9 protein-coding genes are annotated in these 13,981 nt (G+C 74.4%); 5 read left to right on the top strand and 4 right to left on the bottom strand.

Features of this window, described 5'->3' with window-relative positions; genetic code table 11:
- Positions 1 to 229 precede the first annotated feature (229 nt).
- From ACIQMR_RS26730 to ACIQMR_RS26715, 4 genes are all read left to right on the top strand, one after another.
- Positions 230 to 421 carry a hypothetical protein gene (locus ACIQMR_RS26730; RefSeq protein ID WP_401392157.1) on the top strand — a complete coding sequence of 64 codons (192 nt, stop codon included), beginning with the start codon at positions 230 to 232 and terminating at the stop codon, positions 419 to 421.
- The gene (locus tag ACIQMR_RS26725; protein ID WP_401392154.1) at positions 418 to 2,649 is read left to right on the top strand and encodes an FUSC family protein; all 2,232 of its coding nucleotides are present in this window, start codon (positions 418 to 420) and stop codon (positions 2,647 to 2,649) included. Before ACIQMR_RS26730 ends, ACIQMR_RS26725 begins: the two co-directional genes overlap by 4 nt.
- Before the next feature lie 10 nt (positions 2,650 to 2,659).
- Complete coding sequence (locus ACIQMR_RS26720) at positions 2,660 to 3,805, top strand: PP2C family protein-serine/threonine phosphatase (RefSeq protein WP_401392151.1); 1,146 nt, start codon at positions 2,660 to 2,662, stop codon at positions 3,803 to 3,805.
- Between the two features lie 86 nt (positions 3,806 to 3,891).
- Complete coding sequence (locus ACIQMR_RS26715; RefSeq protein WP_401392148.1) at positions 3,892 to 5,562, top strand: SpoIIE family protein phosphatase; 1,671 nt, start codon at positions 3,892 to 3,894, stop codon at positions 5,560 to 5,562.
- 103 nt (positions 5,563 to 5,665) lie between these two features.
- Here ACIQMR_RS26715 and ACIQMR_RS26710 read toward each other — a convergent pair whose 3' ends face one another.
- Positions 5,666 to 7,777, bottom strand: coding sequence for a SpoIIE family protein phosphatase (locus tag ACIQMR_RS26710; protein WP_401392272.1), 2,112 nt, complete (start codon positions 7,775 to 7,777; stop codon positions 5,666 to 5,668).
- A 150-nt stretch (positions 7,778 to 7,927) separates the two neighbouring features.
- Positions 7,928 to 9,322 carry a DUF6777 domain-containing protein gene (locus tag ACIQMR_RS26705; RefSeq protein WP_401392146.1) on the bottom strand — a complete coding sequence of 465 codons (1,395 nt, stop codon included), beginning with the start codon at positions 9,320 to 9,322 and terminating at the stop codon, positions 7,928 to 7,930.
- A 221-nt stretch (positions 9,323 to 9,543) separates the two neighbouring features.
- Between ACIQMR_RS26705 and ACIQMR_RS26700 the strand changes: the two genes are divergently transcribed.
- The gene (locus ACIQMR_RS26700; RefSeq protein ID WP_401392143.1) at positions 9,544 to 10,818 is read left to right on the top strand and encodes a streptophobe family protein; all 1,275 of its coding nucleotides are present in this window, start codon (positions 9,544 to 9,546) and stop codon (positions 10,816 to 10,818) included.
- 154 nt (positions 10,819 to 10,972) lie between these two features.
- Here the strand turns inward: ACIQMR_RS26700 and ACIQMR_RS26695 are convergent, their stop codons facing one another.
- Both ACIQMR_RS26695 and ACIQMR_RS26690 read right to left on the bottom strand, forming a co-directional pair.
- Complete coding sequence (locus tag ACIQMR_RS26695; protein ID WP_401392140.1) at positions 10,973 to 11,599, bottom strand: hypothetical protein; 627 nt, start codon at positions 11,597 to 11,599, stop codon at positions 10,973 to 10,975.
- A gap of 11 nt (positions 11,600 to 11,610) precedes the next feature.
- A complete protein-coding gene (locus tag ACIQMR_RS26690) occupies positions 11,611 to 13,977 on the bottom strand; it encodes an FHA domain-containing protein (RefSeq protein ID WP_401392138.1) in 2,367 nt (788 codons plus the stop codon).
- Positions 13,978 to 13,981 lie beyond the last annotated feature (4 nt).

Here is a 13,981-nt window from a genome sequence, read left to right as displayed (position 1 = left end):
CGCGGACCCTGTGCCTGGTGGGCCCCGTGCCTGCCCGGTGCCTCGGCACTTCCTGCCATGGTCACCCCGGCGCGCCCGAAGCCGCGATCCGGCGCGGCCACCGGAGCGGTCCTGGGCCGCCGGGCTGCGGTCCGTACGGCGTCGGCCGACAATGGAGGGCAGGTCGGGCGGGTGGTTCGTCCGACTCGTTCACGTCGCCGCGGCGGTTTCGCCCGAGAGGAACGTGCCCATGCGCGCAGAGTCGTCGTCGGCCGCGCGGACGGGCGCCTTCACCGCGGTCACGGCGGCGCCGTGGCACGCCCGGGCCGGCTTCCTCGCGCCGAGGCGGGTCTCCCCCGGTGTCGCGCGGGAACCGGGTGCGGCCGCGCTGTGGGCGCTCCGCGCGTGCCCGCGCTCGGCGAGCGGTGAGGGCGGGCCGTGAAGGGCGGGGCCGAGCGGACGGCGATCCTGCACCGTTCGGTGCGGGTGAGCGTCGCGGCGACCGCGGGGTTCTATCCCTTCCTCTACGGGCTGCAGGAGCCCACGGTGGCGCTGTACGCCCTGTTCGCGCCCATCGCCCTCGGGCTGCTGTCCTCGATCCCCGGGTCGGGGCGGCAGCGGGCCGAAGTGATGCTGAAGGCGCTGCCGGTGGGCCTGCTGCTGGTCACGCTGGGGACGGCGCTGGCGGTACGGACCTGGGCGGCGGTGCTCGGGATGCTCGTCATCGGCTTCATGCTGGCCTTCGCGGCGGTCGCCGGACCACGGCCCGCCGGGGCGGCTCCGGGACTGCAGCTCTTCTACATCCTGGCCTGCTTCCCGCCGTACGCCCCGGACACCCTGGGGCTGCGGCTGGCCGGGCTCACCGCGGGCGTCCTGCTGCTCGCGGCGTGCGAGCGCTTCCTGCTGCCCGAGCCGGCGGACGTGTCGTACCGGGAGAGCCTCGCGGAGGCCGTGGCGATCGCGGGTGCCGCGGCCCGGGGGAACTCCGGTGCCTCGCCCGAGTCCCTCCGCGAGGCCGGCGCCCGCCTGCGGTTCTCCTACCTCCCGGCCGCCGAACGCCCCGCCGGGCCGGGCCGTAAGGACCGCGCCCTCGCCCAGGCGGGCTCCGCGGCCCGCCGGCTGCTCGAACAGCTGGCCCATCTGACCGAAACGGGCGTCCTGCCCGCGAGCGGGCTCCCCTCTGCGGACACCACCGCACCACCCGGGCGCGTGGCGGGTACGGACCCCGGGCCGGACGGTGACGCGGGGTCCGGGCTGATGCTGCGGCAGGTGGCCGCCCTGTGCAAGCGGATGGCGGCGGCGTTGCGGGCGGGGCGTGCGGGTGTGGCGGGTCCGGACCGGATGGACGAGGCGGTGCGTGGCTTTCAGCAGCTGCGCGTCCGGCAGGCGACCGGGCCCGCTGCCGAGGTGCCGCCCGTGCCCGTCCTGCGCCGGCAGGCCGCGCTGGTGGCCGTCGCCGAGTCCGCGCGGATGCTGGAGGCGTCCGTACGGGTCGGCCTGGACGGCAGGCGCACGGCGCCGATTCCGCCGCAGGGGCTGTTCTGGTACGCCGACGCGCCCACCGCCGTCCTCTGGTACCGCCGTATCGCCGGCAACATGACCCTGCATTCGGTGCAGTTCCAGAACGCCGTCCGGATCGCGCTCGGTCTGGGCGCGGCCCGGCTGGTCGCCGGTTCGCTCGATCTGGCGCACGGCTTCTGGGTGCTGCTCGCCGTGCTGACGCTGAGCAGGACCACGGTCGGGGAGACCTGGGCGGCGATCCGCCAGGCGGTGGCCGGCACCCTCGTCGGCGCGGTCGCGGCGGGTGCCCTGCTCGTCGGCCTCGGCGGCCACACCGTCGCGTTCGCCGTGCTGCTCGCGCCCGGCATGCTGGTCGCCTTCGCCCTCGGGCCACTGCTCGGCATCGCCTGGGCCCAGGGCCTGTTCACCCTGGTGGTGGCGACCGCGTTCGCCCAGATCGCGCCGGCCTCCTGGCAGCTGGCGGAGGAGCGGATCGTGGACGTGCTGGCCGGCAGCGCGGTCGGTCTGCTGTGCGGGCTGCTGGCCTGGCCCGCCGGGGCCCGGCGGGAGGTACGCAAGGCCATGGCCGGGCTGCTCCGCGCCACGGGTCCGCTGATCACCGGCACCGCCGCCGCCGTCACGACCGCCCCACCGGGCTCCGTGCCTCCCCCGACGACCCTCGTCGCCCTGAACCGGCTGCGGCTCGCGGAGGCCGCGTACGCCCAGTTCCGCAGCGAACCGGCCGGCAGCACGCCCGCCCGCGCCGACTGGCACGCGGTGCTCATCGTCGCGAACCACGTCCTGGTCGGCGCCCACTGGCTCCCTCGCTTCGATCTGCCCGAGGTGGCCCTGCCGGCCGGCGCCGCCGACCGGGCCTGTTCCACCGCCGGCCGGGCGGCGGCGACCGCCGACCGGCTCGCCTCGCTGTGCGGCGGCGAGAGACCACCGCCGTTGCCGCCGCCGGGCCCGGCGCCCGCGCCGCCCGGTGGCCGGCCGCTGCCCGCGCTGGTGGACCTCGAACTCTGGCTGGACGGTGTGGCGGCCCAGCTCAGGGGCCTCGACGGCGCGATCCCGGGCACGTTCCGCAGCACCGGCGGGGACACGGCACCGCGCGGCGGAGGCGACGACACGGCACGCTCCGTGCCCGGCCCCGGCGGACCCGGCTCTTAGGGTGCGCCTTATGCCTCGTAGTCGTAGGAGTCCCGGCGCCGTCCTGCGGCCCCCGTCCCCGCGCCGGGGGTGGGTCTGGTGGCTGCCGTTGATCGCGGTGGCCGTCGATCTGATCGCGGAGTTCGCCGTCAGGGGCAGGGAGCCGGTGAGCTTCATGCTCATCGCCGTACCGCCGCTCGCCGCCGCGACGCGCGGGCCGCGGGGCACCGCGCTGTCCACCGTCGTGTGCCTGGGACTCCAGATGTGGATGGCGGCCATACGGCCGGGGCACTTCGGCGAGCAGCACCATGTGGCCGTCTACTCCGCCACGCTCGTCATCGGGATCGCCAGCGTCGCCCTCTCCTGGCAGCGTGAGCGGACCAGGCTGCATCTGGTCCGTGCCCATTCGGTCGCGGAGGCGATGCAGCGGGTCCTGCTGCGGCCGGTGCCGGGCCGGCTCGGGCCGGTACGGGCCGCCGCGTACTACGAGGCCGGGGAGGGCGGCACCCTCGTCGGCGGCGATCTGTACGACGTGTGCGAGACGCCGTTCGGGGTGCGGGCGATCATCGGTGACGTGCGGGGCAAGGGGCTGGACGCGGTGCAGACGGTCGCGGCCGTGCTGGGCAGCTTCCGGGTGTCCGCGCACGAGTGGCGAAGTCTGAGCAGTCTCGCCGAACGCCTGGAACTCAGCATCGCCCGCAACAGCCCCGGCGGTGACGACGGGGACCCGGAGCTGTTCGTGACCGCGCTCGTGCTGGAGTTCCCGCCGGAGGGCGGCGAGGTGCGGATCGTCGACCGCGGCCATCCCTCGCCGATCGTCGTGGGCCCGCTCGGCGCCCGGCGGCTGGTCACGGCGCCCGGGCTGCCGCTGGGTCTGGGCGCGCTGTCTCCCGACGGGGACGACACGACGGTGCATCCGCTGGATCCCGGAGAGGTCCTCGTCGTCCACACGGACGGGGTGAGCGAGGCCCGTGACGCGAAGGGTGTCTTCTATCCGGTTCTGGAGCGGCTCGGCGAACGGTTCGGTGGTGAGCCGTCACCGGACCCCGAGACCGTCGTCTCGTTCGTACGGTCCGACACGGAACGCTGGTCGGCGGAGTCGGACGCCGACGACCAGGCCGTTCTCGCCCTGACGCTGACCGGCGCGGCCCCGCGGCAGCGTCCCCGGCTCGACTGAGCGGCCCGATTTCCGTCCGGTGATGCGAGCGGGGAGGCTGTGGAGGAAGCTGGGGTCACCGCCCCGCGAGGGGAGGAGGTGATCGTGTGGCTGCCGATCGTCGGGACTGGCTACAGGACCGCCGCGGACTCCGCACGGCCGACACCGGCGGCCCCGGCCCCTGGCCTTTGGAGGACGACCTGCGGGGAACCTCGGCCGGTGTCGGCGTTCTCGGCGCGGACCTTCGCTATCGCTTCGCCAACCCGGCCTACTGCCGGATCACCGGGGAGGCTCCGGCGGACCTCGCGGGCCGCTCCCCGAGCGCGCTCGCGGAGCGGTACATCGGTAGGCCCTCGCTGCTGGCCGAGGTGCTCGCGGACGGGGTGCCGCGTACCTGGGTCACCGGCCCGGGCGGCCGCTGCCACACGACCTGCCTCCGGCTGGAGAACCGGGGAACCGTCACCGGCGTCCTGTGCATCGTGATCGAGACCCCCGTGCCCGGGCTCTACGAGGAGCTCGAGCTGGCCCGTGCCCGGCTCGCCGCGGCGGACGAGGCCGTGGAGCGGATCGGGACCTCCCTCGACGAGGTCGCGACGTGCCGGGAACTGGCCGAGTTCCTCGGCCCGCGCCTCGCGGAGGCCGCTGCCGTCGACGTGCTCCCTCCCCCGGTGAAGAGCGGTGCGCCGCCGCCGACGCCCACTGCCTCGGCGATGCGGCGCACCGCCGGGACCGGGGACGTGGAGCTGCTCGACGACGACGGCCGGCGCCGTCCGCGGACGGAGTCGGCCCTCGTGCGTGCCGTCGAGACCCGGCTGCCCGCGACGGAGCACGGCGACGGGGACCGGGTCACGGTGCTGGCCGTGCCGCTGACCGCGGCACCGGACCGGGGCGGCGCGGTCGGCCCGCTGATCGGCGTGGTGCTGCTGGCCCGGGTGGGCTCGCCGTTCAGCGAGAACGAGATCGCCATCACGCGGCACGCGGCACGGCGCGCGGCCGTGAGCATCGCGCACGCCCGTGAGTTCGCGACGGAGCAGGGCAAGGCGGTCGAGCTGCAGCGCGCCCTGCTGACCGAGCCCGGCAAGCCCCACCCCAACCTGCAGTTCGCGACGCGCTATCTGCCGGTCGGCAGCAGCAATCTGGTCGGCGGCGACTGGTTCGAGACGGTACGGCTCCACTACGGCCGGACGCTGCTCGTCATGGGCGATGTGATGGGGCACGGCGTCGAGGCGGCCGTCGAGATGAACACGTACCGGTCGATGCTCCGTGACGTCGCCGCGGCCGATCTGCCGCCGCACCGGGTGCTGCGCCAGCTCGACCTCGCCATCGCCGACACCATGGCGAGGCCGGCGACGTGTCTGCTGGTGCGGGTCGACCCGGCCCGCGGGCTCGGTTCGTTCTCCAGTGCCGGGCATCTGCCGCCGGTCGTCTTCACCGCGACCGGATCGGCGGAGCTCGTCGACGTACCGGCCGGGCCTCCGCTCGGCACCGGTCTCGGGGGGTACGAACTCGTCACGCGCGAACTCACCCCCGAGGACACCCTCCTGCTGTACACGGACGGGCTGGTCGAACGGCGCGACGAGGACATCGACGTGTCGCTGGAGCGGCTGACGTCGGTGCGGCTGCCGTGCACCGCGCCGATGGAGGAGATGGTCGACGCGGTGGTCAGGGAGCTGGACGCGGAGCACGCCGAGGACGATGTCGCGCTGCTCGCCGCCCGCATCCGCCGTCGCCGCCCGCAGGGCTCGGAGGAACAGCCCGTCCAGGGCCACAACCGCTAGGTCAATACAGCTGGGCCGTGTCTGAGGGTGTCCCTGGACCTGCTCCGTGGCAGCCGGTGTCACGGTCGGTCAGCGCGGTTGTCGTGGTCCCGCGACGAGGAGGCTACGGGCCGCCGGACACCGTGGCCTCGGACGCGGGCCGGGTGCCCGTCAGGCGCAGCAGCAGGAGTGCCACGTCGTCGGCGCGCTCGTGCGTCTGGGCGGTGTGAGCGACGAGGCTGTCCGCCACCTCCTCCAGGGGGCCCGCGCCGACGTCGGCGAGATGCGTCCCGAGATCGGCCAGTTCCTCCTCCAGGTCGGTGTCGGGCAGTTCGATGAGGCCGTCGGTGTAGAGGGTGAGGACGGAGCCGGGCGGCAGCGGGACCTCGGTCGCCGGGTAGCGGGAGGCGCGGTCGACGCCGAGGACCGGGCCGCCGGCGACGTCGAGGACCCGGACGGATCCGTCCGGCGCACGCAGCAGCGGATGCGGATGGCCCGCCCGGGCGACCAGGGCGCGGTGGTGCTCCAGGTCGAGTTGTACGTACACACAGCTGACGAACAGGTCGGCGTCGAGGTCCAGTAGCAGCCGGTTGGTACCGGCCATGACCTCGCCCGGAGGCTGTCCGACCGCCGTGAACGCGCGAATGGCGGTACGGACCTGTCCCATCAGCCCGGCCGCGGCCACGTTGTGGCCCTGGACGTCTCCGACGACGGCGGCAGGACCGGTGCGGTTGCCGGTGCCGTCGCCGGTGCCATTGCCGGTGCCGTCGCCGCGGATCAGGTCGTAGAAGTCGCCGCCGATCTCCATTCCGCGGGTGGCCGGCAGATAGCGGGCGGCGTGTTCGAGCCCGGGCACGTCCGGCAGGGAGCGCGGCATCAGCGCGGACTGGAGACCATGCGCCAGTCGGTGCTTGGCGTCGTACAGCCGGGCCCGCTCCAGGGCCTGGGCGATGAGGCTGACGAGACTGGTGAGCACGGCGCGGTTGTCGGGCGGGAAGCGGTGCGGCTCCGCGTAGCCGAGGACGCAGGCGCCCACCGTACGGCCGGACGCGATGAGCGGCAGATACGCCCAGGCCGCCATGCCGTCGCGGGTGTTCTGGCGGGCGGGGTAGACCTGCTCCAGGTCCCGCCGGGACTCGAAGAACGACGGCACTCCCGTGACCAGTGCCTGCGCCCCCGGGGTGTGGGCGCTCAGCGGCATCCCGTGGAAGCGCTCCACGATGTGCGGGTCGTCGTAGCCGCGGTGGCCGATGACGCTCAGCCGGCCGGCCTCGGGGGCGAGGATGACCAGCGCCTGGCAGCCCACGGCGGGCATGAACTCGGCGCCTGCCATCTCGATGACGTCGTCGACGCCGACGGCTTCCGTCAGTCCGCTGGCCAGGCTGAGGACATGGGAGATGGCCACGAGCCGGGTGGGGGCCGGCTCGAGGGCGTGCCCTCCGGTGCCCCCGGCGGTACGGGCGGGGGTGACGCGCACGGAGATGCCCGTGGTGCTGGGGTGGAGGCGGAACGAGAGCCAGTCGCGGGGCGGCCGCAGCGCCACGAACGAACTGGCCTGCTGGCTGATCAGGGCGGCACGGTAGCGGTCCTCGTACACCGGGTCGTTCAGCCAGGGCAGCGCCCCCCACAGCTGTCTGCCGAGCAGCTCGCGCCGGGCCAGCCCGAGCAGCTCCGCACCTGCGGGGTTGACGAAGGTGATCCGGCCGTTGAGGTCGAGGGAGCACAGTCCCTCGGGGATGCGGTCGAGCAGTTGCAGGGCCTCGGCCGCGTTCGAGCCGCCGGTGAGGGCCTGGTCACCCAGGATGTCGGGCTCCGAGCGGAAGGGACGGCCCCGTTCGCTGACCCGTTGCAGGCGCAGCGCGAGCCGCTCGCAGGCGGCGGCGAGATGCTCCCGTTCCCACGCGGAGAGTTCGGGCGGGTGCGAGCCCGGCCAGGTCACGAACACCGCCCCGTACACGGTGTCGTCGGTGGCCACCGGCAGTGCGGCGAGGGCGAAGGGGTAGGGCAGGACCACCGCGATCCGGGGGTAGCGGGCGGCCATCTCCTCCTCGCCGCCGACCCAGACGAGGCGTCGCTCCCGTGCCGCGTCGGCGACGGGTAGCGGCGCGTTGATGCCGACCCGCTCCCAGGGTGCGGCGAAGGCCCTGGGAAGGCCCGCCATGACGGCCATCTCCAGTGCCGTGCCGTCGGGGGCGAGCAGATACACCGCTCCGGCGACCGCGCCGACCTCGTCCATCGCCCCGGCCAGCGCCAGCGAGAGCAGCGGCTGCCGGCTCTCCCCGCCGGCTCCCGGACCGGGTGGGGGCGCGGGCGTGCCGGAGAGGGGCGGGTCGGTCACGGCCGGCTCACCTCCTCCGCGTCCGTGCGGCTGGTCGAGGAAGACGCCTCACGTCGCCGGCGCCGGGGACGTCGGCGTCTTCGCGGGTGGGACGACGATGTCCGGCAGCGAGGGGACGATCGGCTGCTCCTCCTGGGGCGGTGGTCCGTCGGACCGGGGCTGGGTGTCGGGGGCGGGCTCCTGCTTCTCGGCCGGGCTCGACGCGGGCGGCTGCGGCGGTGAGGCGGGCGGCTCGCTCTTCGTGGTGCCGTCCGTGGCGGTGCGCCCGGGCGTGGTGTCCTCCGCCGGCGTACGCGGCGACGGGGAGCCGGCCGGGCTGTCGGTGGGCGGGCTCTTCGGCGACGGGCTCACCGACCCGGGGCTGTCCGTCCCCGGGCTCCGGGACTCCGGCCGCTCGGAGGTCGTGGAGCCGGTGGGTCCGGTGGGGCTCGCGGACGTCGGTGCGGCCGGGACGAGGACCGGAGTCGACGGATCACGGGGCGGCGGCGCCGGTTTGTCCTTCGCGACGTCGTCCCCGGGCTCCCGGGCGATGTAGCCGTCGTCCTTCGCGTCGTAGACGACGAAGACCTCGACGTTCTCCGGTGCCGGGGTGACGGCCACGGTGTCGGCCGCGTCGTACCCGGGCCAGCTGTCGCCGGTCCGCTCGGCGGGCCCTTTGACGAACACGGGCGGCAGCAGAGGGTTGCCGCAGGCACAGCGCACGCGCGGCACGCCCCGGTCGTCGACGAGGACGGCGGTACCGGCCTGCAGTACGGCCTGGTACGGGGTGGCGGCACCGTCCTCGTACCGGTGGTTGGTGACCCGGGTGTCCATGCGCAGGGTGACGGGGGTCAGGGAGCGCAGATGGCCGGGGACCCCGGCCGGTTCGATGCCGAGGACCGAGGCGAAGGCGCGGTTCCTGTCCGGCTGCTCGGTGAGGCTTCGGATCTGCTGCTCGGTGTCGCAGCTGGCGAGCTTCTGGGTGCCGCCGTAGAGACCGGGGGTCGCGCCGTCGACTCCGCGGGTGACGTTGCCGCCGGCCGGGGAGGGGGAGGCGGGCGACGCGGGCAGTTTGGCGCGCGGCTGCGGTGTCGCGGGCACCTTCGCCGAGGACGGGGTGAAGGGGGCGGGTCCGGCCTCTGCCGCGGCCTGCAGATACACCTCGCTGCCGGATTGGCCGCCGGGGCGGGTGAGGACGATGGCGAGCGCCGCGGCGGCGACCACCACCGCCGTGATCGACGCGATCCTGGGTACGGAACGCCACCAGGGGCCCGCGCCGCCCCGGCCGCCGCCCTCGCCGCCCGTCGGGCCCGGCCGCCCCGGACGGCCTCGCCCGCTCCCTGCGCCTCCGCCGCTTCCTGCGCCGCCGCCCGGCGGCGGTGGCGGCGGCGCCGCCTCCCCGCCCGAGAGCGGGCCGGAGGGAGGTCCTGCGGGTGATCGCCCTGACGGCGGTTGCGCGCTCACGGGCCCTACTTCCCAGACGTACCGGACTTCCGTCTTCCGTCCGCCGGCTTCCGGAGGTCCCGGGTTTCCCAGCCGTCCCAGAGATCGAGGGTGGTTTCGAGATCGAGGGGGTTCCCCCAATTGTGTGCCCCGCCTCGGCGCGGCACGCAAGCCGGGCCCTGGCCGGGACCGGTCGGACCTTCCGGCGCGCGGCCGTCGTCCGCGCTGCTTACCGTGGCACCGTGAGCCAGCACGGAGCCACCTCGCCGGGTCGCGCCGCACATGCCGTACGCGACTGGCGCGACGCGCTGGTGGCCGTCGTCGCGGGCTTCGCCGCCATGCTCGCCGTGGCCGCGCTGGGCCTGTGGGCGGCGGGCGGAACCGGCCTTCCCGAGAACGCGTTCCCGCAGGTCGTCGCCGCCCTGGTCGTCATGGCGGCCGGTGGCTCCGTGGGGCTCGCTGGCGACGCGGGTTTCGTGGCCCGGTCGCAGGCCGAACTCACGGTCGTGCCGCTGTCTGTGAGCCTCGTGGGTGCCCTGGTGACGGCTTGGCTGTTCCTGCGGCCGCTGCGTCACCGCGCCGTCGCCAGGACCCGTGAGCTGCTCGGCCGGTTCGCCCGGCTCGCGGTGCTGTGGCTGGCGGCGCTGGCGGGGCTGGCAGCGGCGGCCGGGAAGACGTTCCCGGTCTCGCTCGGGGAGGACTCCCTGCTGAGCGACCTCGGCGAGTTCCTCGACGCGTCCCCCGAGGTCGGCTTCCGCGCGGACGTGGGGCCCACCCTCCTCTACGGCCTGCTGTGGCTGATCGGGGTGATCGCGGTCGCCCTCATGGTGTCCAGGAAGGCCCCGCTGCCGGCGCGGCTGGTGCGGTTCCAGGAGTCGGTGCGCCCGGCCGCGTACGCGATGGTCTGGCTGCTGCTGGCGTACGTCGTCCTCGGGCTGTGCGCCGGGATCGTGGTCGCGGCGACCCACGGGCACCCCGACCGGACCTTCGCGATGATGCTGCTCGGCCTGCCGAATCTCGTCTGGCTCGCGCTCACCCTCGGCCTCGGCGCGTCCTGGGAGGGCAAGGTGGAAGGGCCCTTCGGACTGCCGATGCCGCAGGTGCTGGACGCCGTACTGCGCGGCGAGAACACCTCGACGCTGAGCGTCTCCACGCTCGCCGAACAGGACGGACGCGCCTGGTGGCTGGTGGTGATCGCTGCGGTGCTGGTGCCGGCCGCGGCGTTCCTGATGGCGGTGCGCTCCCCCGCGCGGACCCGGCCCTGGCAGCACGCCCTGCACATGGGTGTGGCGCTGGCCCTCACGATGCTCGTCGTGTGTCTGACCGGCCGGGTCGCGGCACGGTACGGGCTGTCGCTGATCGGTGTCGGCGATCTGGGAGGGCTCGGCGGCGAGGTGGCGCTGGAGCCGCGGCTGTGGGCCGCGGTGGGCATCGGTCTGGGCTGGGGGGTCGTCGCCGGGCTGCTCGGTTCGCTGCTGGCCGCTCCGGTACGGCGCCGAGGCGAGGTCGCTCCGTAGCGACGTCCATCCGGGGCGATGAACCCCCGCGCAGCGAGGTCCTTCCGCGACGCAGAACCTCACCGCAGCGAGGTCCATCCGGGGCGATGAACCCCTCCCTGGCGTCCCTCCGTGGCCGTGAGCCCCTCCGCAGCGCCGCGCGGCCACGCGCCGGTCACCCGGAGAGGCCTCTGCCGGCCCCGGACCCGGACCCGGGTTCCGTGACCCGCCCCGGCGGCGCGGGTGCCGACGGGCGGCCGGGCTCGGTGGCCCGCCGGGGTGTGTCCGCGGGCGCCTCGCGCGTGGTGCTCGGGGGCGCCGTGGTGGCGAACGGGGCCAGCCTGGCGCCGTCGCAGTACACCCAGCGCTCGTGCTCGGCGTCGTACAGCCAGAGCGCCTCCCCGTCGACGACGACGCCCAGCCGCATCCCCTGGGTACGCCTGCGGAAGGTCTCCCCGTCGCAGCGGCCCGTCGCGAGCTCCTGCGCCGCCCGGCGGTACTGCGACAGCACCTCCTCCGCGCGGGCGAGCAGCGGCTGCGGGTCGGCCGTGCGGTCGAGCGGCTGCCCGGCGGACGGCGGTGCCTTCGGTACGGCGATGAGCAGGCGCCCGTCGACCCAGGCCGACCAGCCGTTGGCGCACAGGACGCGTCCCCACTCGCCCCGCCGGTCGACGAGCTCGACCGGCAGGAACGGGTCGAGCGGCGCGCTGGGACTGCCGACGTCGGGGCTCTCCCAGGTCGGCATGCCCTCGCCCGGGACGACATGCGTGGGCCGGAAGCCGGGCACCGCGGTCTCGGTCATCGTCGCCGCCGCTACTTCCGCATGACCGCGGGCTCGTGGCGCCGCAGCAGCTGGGCGATGACGAACCACAGGACGGCGCAGAACACCAGCATCACGCCCATGTTCGGCAGCCACACCCCCAGGGAGTGCCGGAACAGCGGATCGGCGGTGTCCGGCCCCGGCACGATCCGGGCGATGTCGACGGTGCCCGCCATGGCGGCGAAGGCCCACCGCGCCGGCACCAGCCACGCCAGCTGCTCCATGCCCGCGACACCGTTCAGCTTCAGCAGCGCACCGCAGAAGACGATCTGGACCATCGTGAGGAGGACCAGCAGGGGCATGGTGACCTCCTCCTTGGGCACGAGCGCGGAGATCACCAGGCCGATCATCATCGACGTGAACGACAGCAGCGCGACGGCCACGGTGATCTCGATGAGCGGGGGCAGCAGGACGCCCCGCCCGTCGGGCGCGTTCAGGTCGACGCCGAAGAGGCCGACGAGGGTGAGGACGACGGCCTGGGCGACCGTGACCACGCCCAGCACCACCACCTTGGACGTCAGATAGGCGGATCTGGACAGGCCGACGGCGCGTTCGCGCCGGTAGATGACGCGTTCCTTGACGAGTTCGCGTACCGCGTTCGCCGCTCCGGTCAGGACCCCGCCGACGCACAGCACGAGCAGGGCGTCCAGCGCGGTCTCCTGGGTGAATCTGCTGCCCGCCAGTCCCCGGGCCATCAGCCCCATCCCGAACGGCAGCGCGATCATGATGATGATGAAGGTGCGGTCGGCGCTCAGCACGGAGGCGTAGCGCCGGACCAGGGTGCTCAGCTGGGCGAACCAGCTCTGCGACTTGGGCGGCGGCGCGGCGTCCAGGGGCCTGCGGTCCTGGCCGGACCGGGGCTGCGGGGTGACGTCGATGAACTGGCGGTGGTACGGGGAGGCCCGGAACTCCCGTGCCCAGTCCCGGTCGTGGTCGTTCTCGAACGCCTCGAACGCCTCGGGCCACTGCTCGAAGCCGAAGAAGCCGAGGGCGTCCTCGGGTGCGCCGAAGTAGGCGATCCGGCCGCCGGGCGCCATCACCAGCAGCCGGTCGCACACGTCGAGGCTGAGCACGCTGTGGGTGACGACGATGACGGTCCGGCCGTCGTCGGCGAGCCCGCGGAGCATGTGCATCACCGAGCGGTCCATTCCCGGGTCGAGACCGGAGGTGGGCTCGTCCAGGAACAGCAGCGACGGCTTCGTCAGCAGTTCCAGGGCCACGCTGACGCGTTTGCGCTGGCCGCCGGAGAGGCTGTGGATGGGCTGGTCCGCACGCTGCTCCAGGCCCAGTTCGCGGATGACCTCCGTCACGCGCGCCTCGCGTTCCGCGGGTGCGGTGTCCTCGGGGAAGCGCAGTTCGGCGGCGTACATGAGGGCCCGGCGGACGGTGAGCTGGACGTGCAGGATGTCGTCCTGAGGTACGAGTCCGATGCGCCGGCGCAGTTCGGCGTAGTCGCGGTACAGGTCGCGCCCGTCGTAGACGACGGTGCCGTGCTCGGCGGGGCGCAGTCCGGTGAGCGCGTTCAGCAGCGTGGACTTCCCGGCGCCGCTGGGGCCCACGACGGCGAGCAGGCACTTCTCGCCGACGGGGAACGACACGTGGTCGAGGAGGACCTTGCGGCCGTCGTCCACGGTGACGGCGAGGTCCTGCACATCGAGCGAGACCTCGCCGGAGTCCACGAACTCCTGCAGTTCGTCGCCGACGAGGCGGAACGTGGAGTGGCCGATGCCGACGATGTCCCCGGCCGAGAGCCCGGCCCGGGTGACGGGCTGTCCGTCGAGGTAGGTGCCGTTGTGACTGCCGAGGTCGACGATCTCGTACGTGCCGTCGACATGGGCCCGCAGCTCGGCGTGGCGGCGCGAGACGATGAGGTCGTCGATGACGATGTCGTTGTCGGTGGCGCGGCCGATGCGGACGGTGCGGGTGGGCAGCGGGCGCACCGTGGTCGGCTGCCGGAGGGTGCTGGTGGCGGGGGGCGGCGGCGTGGCCCGGGGCGGGGCGGGTGCTTCGGGCGGGGGCGCCGGCTCGGGCGGTTCGGGTTCCGTGCCGACCAGAACGGCGCGCGGGCCGTCCTGGGGGTTGCCGAACCGGAGGACGCTGCCGGGGCCCACCCCCCATTCGTGGATGCGGCGGCCGTCCGCGTAGGTCCCGTTGGTGCTGTTCTCGTCCTCCAGCGTCCAGTGGTCCGCCACCGTGCGCAGGACGGCGTGGTGCCAGGACACCCGGGCGTCCTCGATGACGATGTCGCTCAGGGGGTCACGGCCGACGTGATACGTCCTGCCCGGGCTCATGAGCGTCGAGCCCCTGTCGGTTTCCATGACCAGCTCGGGCGCGGTCGGCGCTGCGGGCCGCTCAGCCATGCGT

It is taken from the genome of Streptomyces sp. NPDC091376 (genome assembly GCF_044757085.1).
Classification (GTDB): domain Bacteria; phylum Actinomycetota; class Actinomycetes; order Streptomycetales; family Streptomycetaceae; genus Streptomyces; species Streptomyces pratisoli.
Note: the sequence above shows the minus strand (reverse complement) of the source record. Positions and strands in the feature narration are given on the sequence as shown.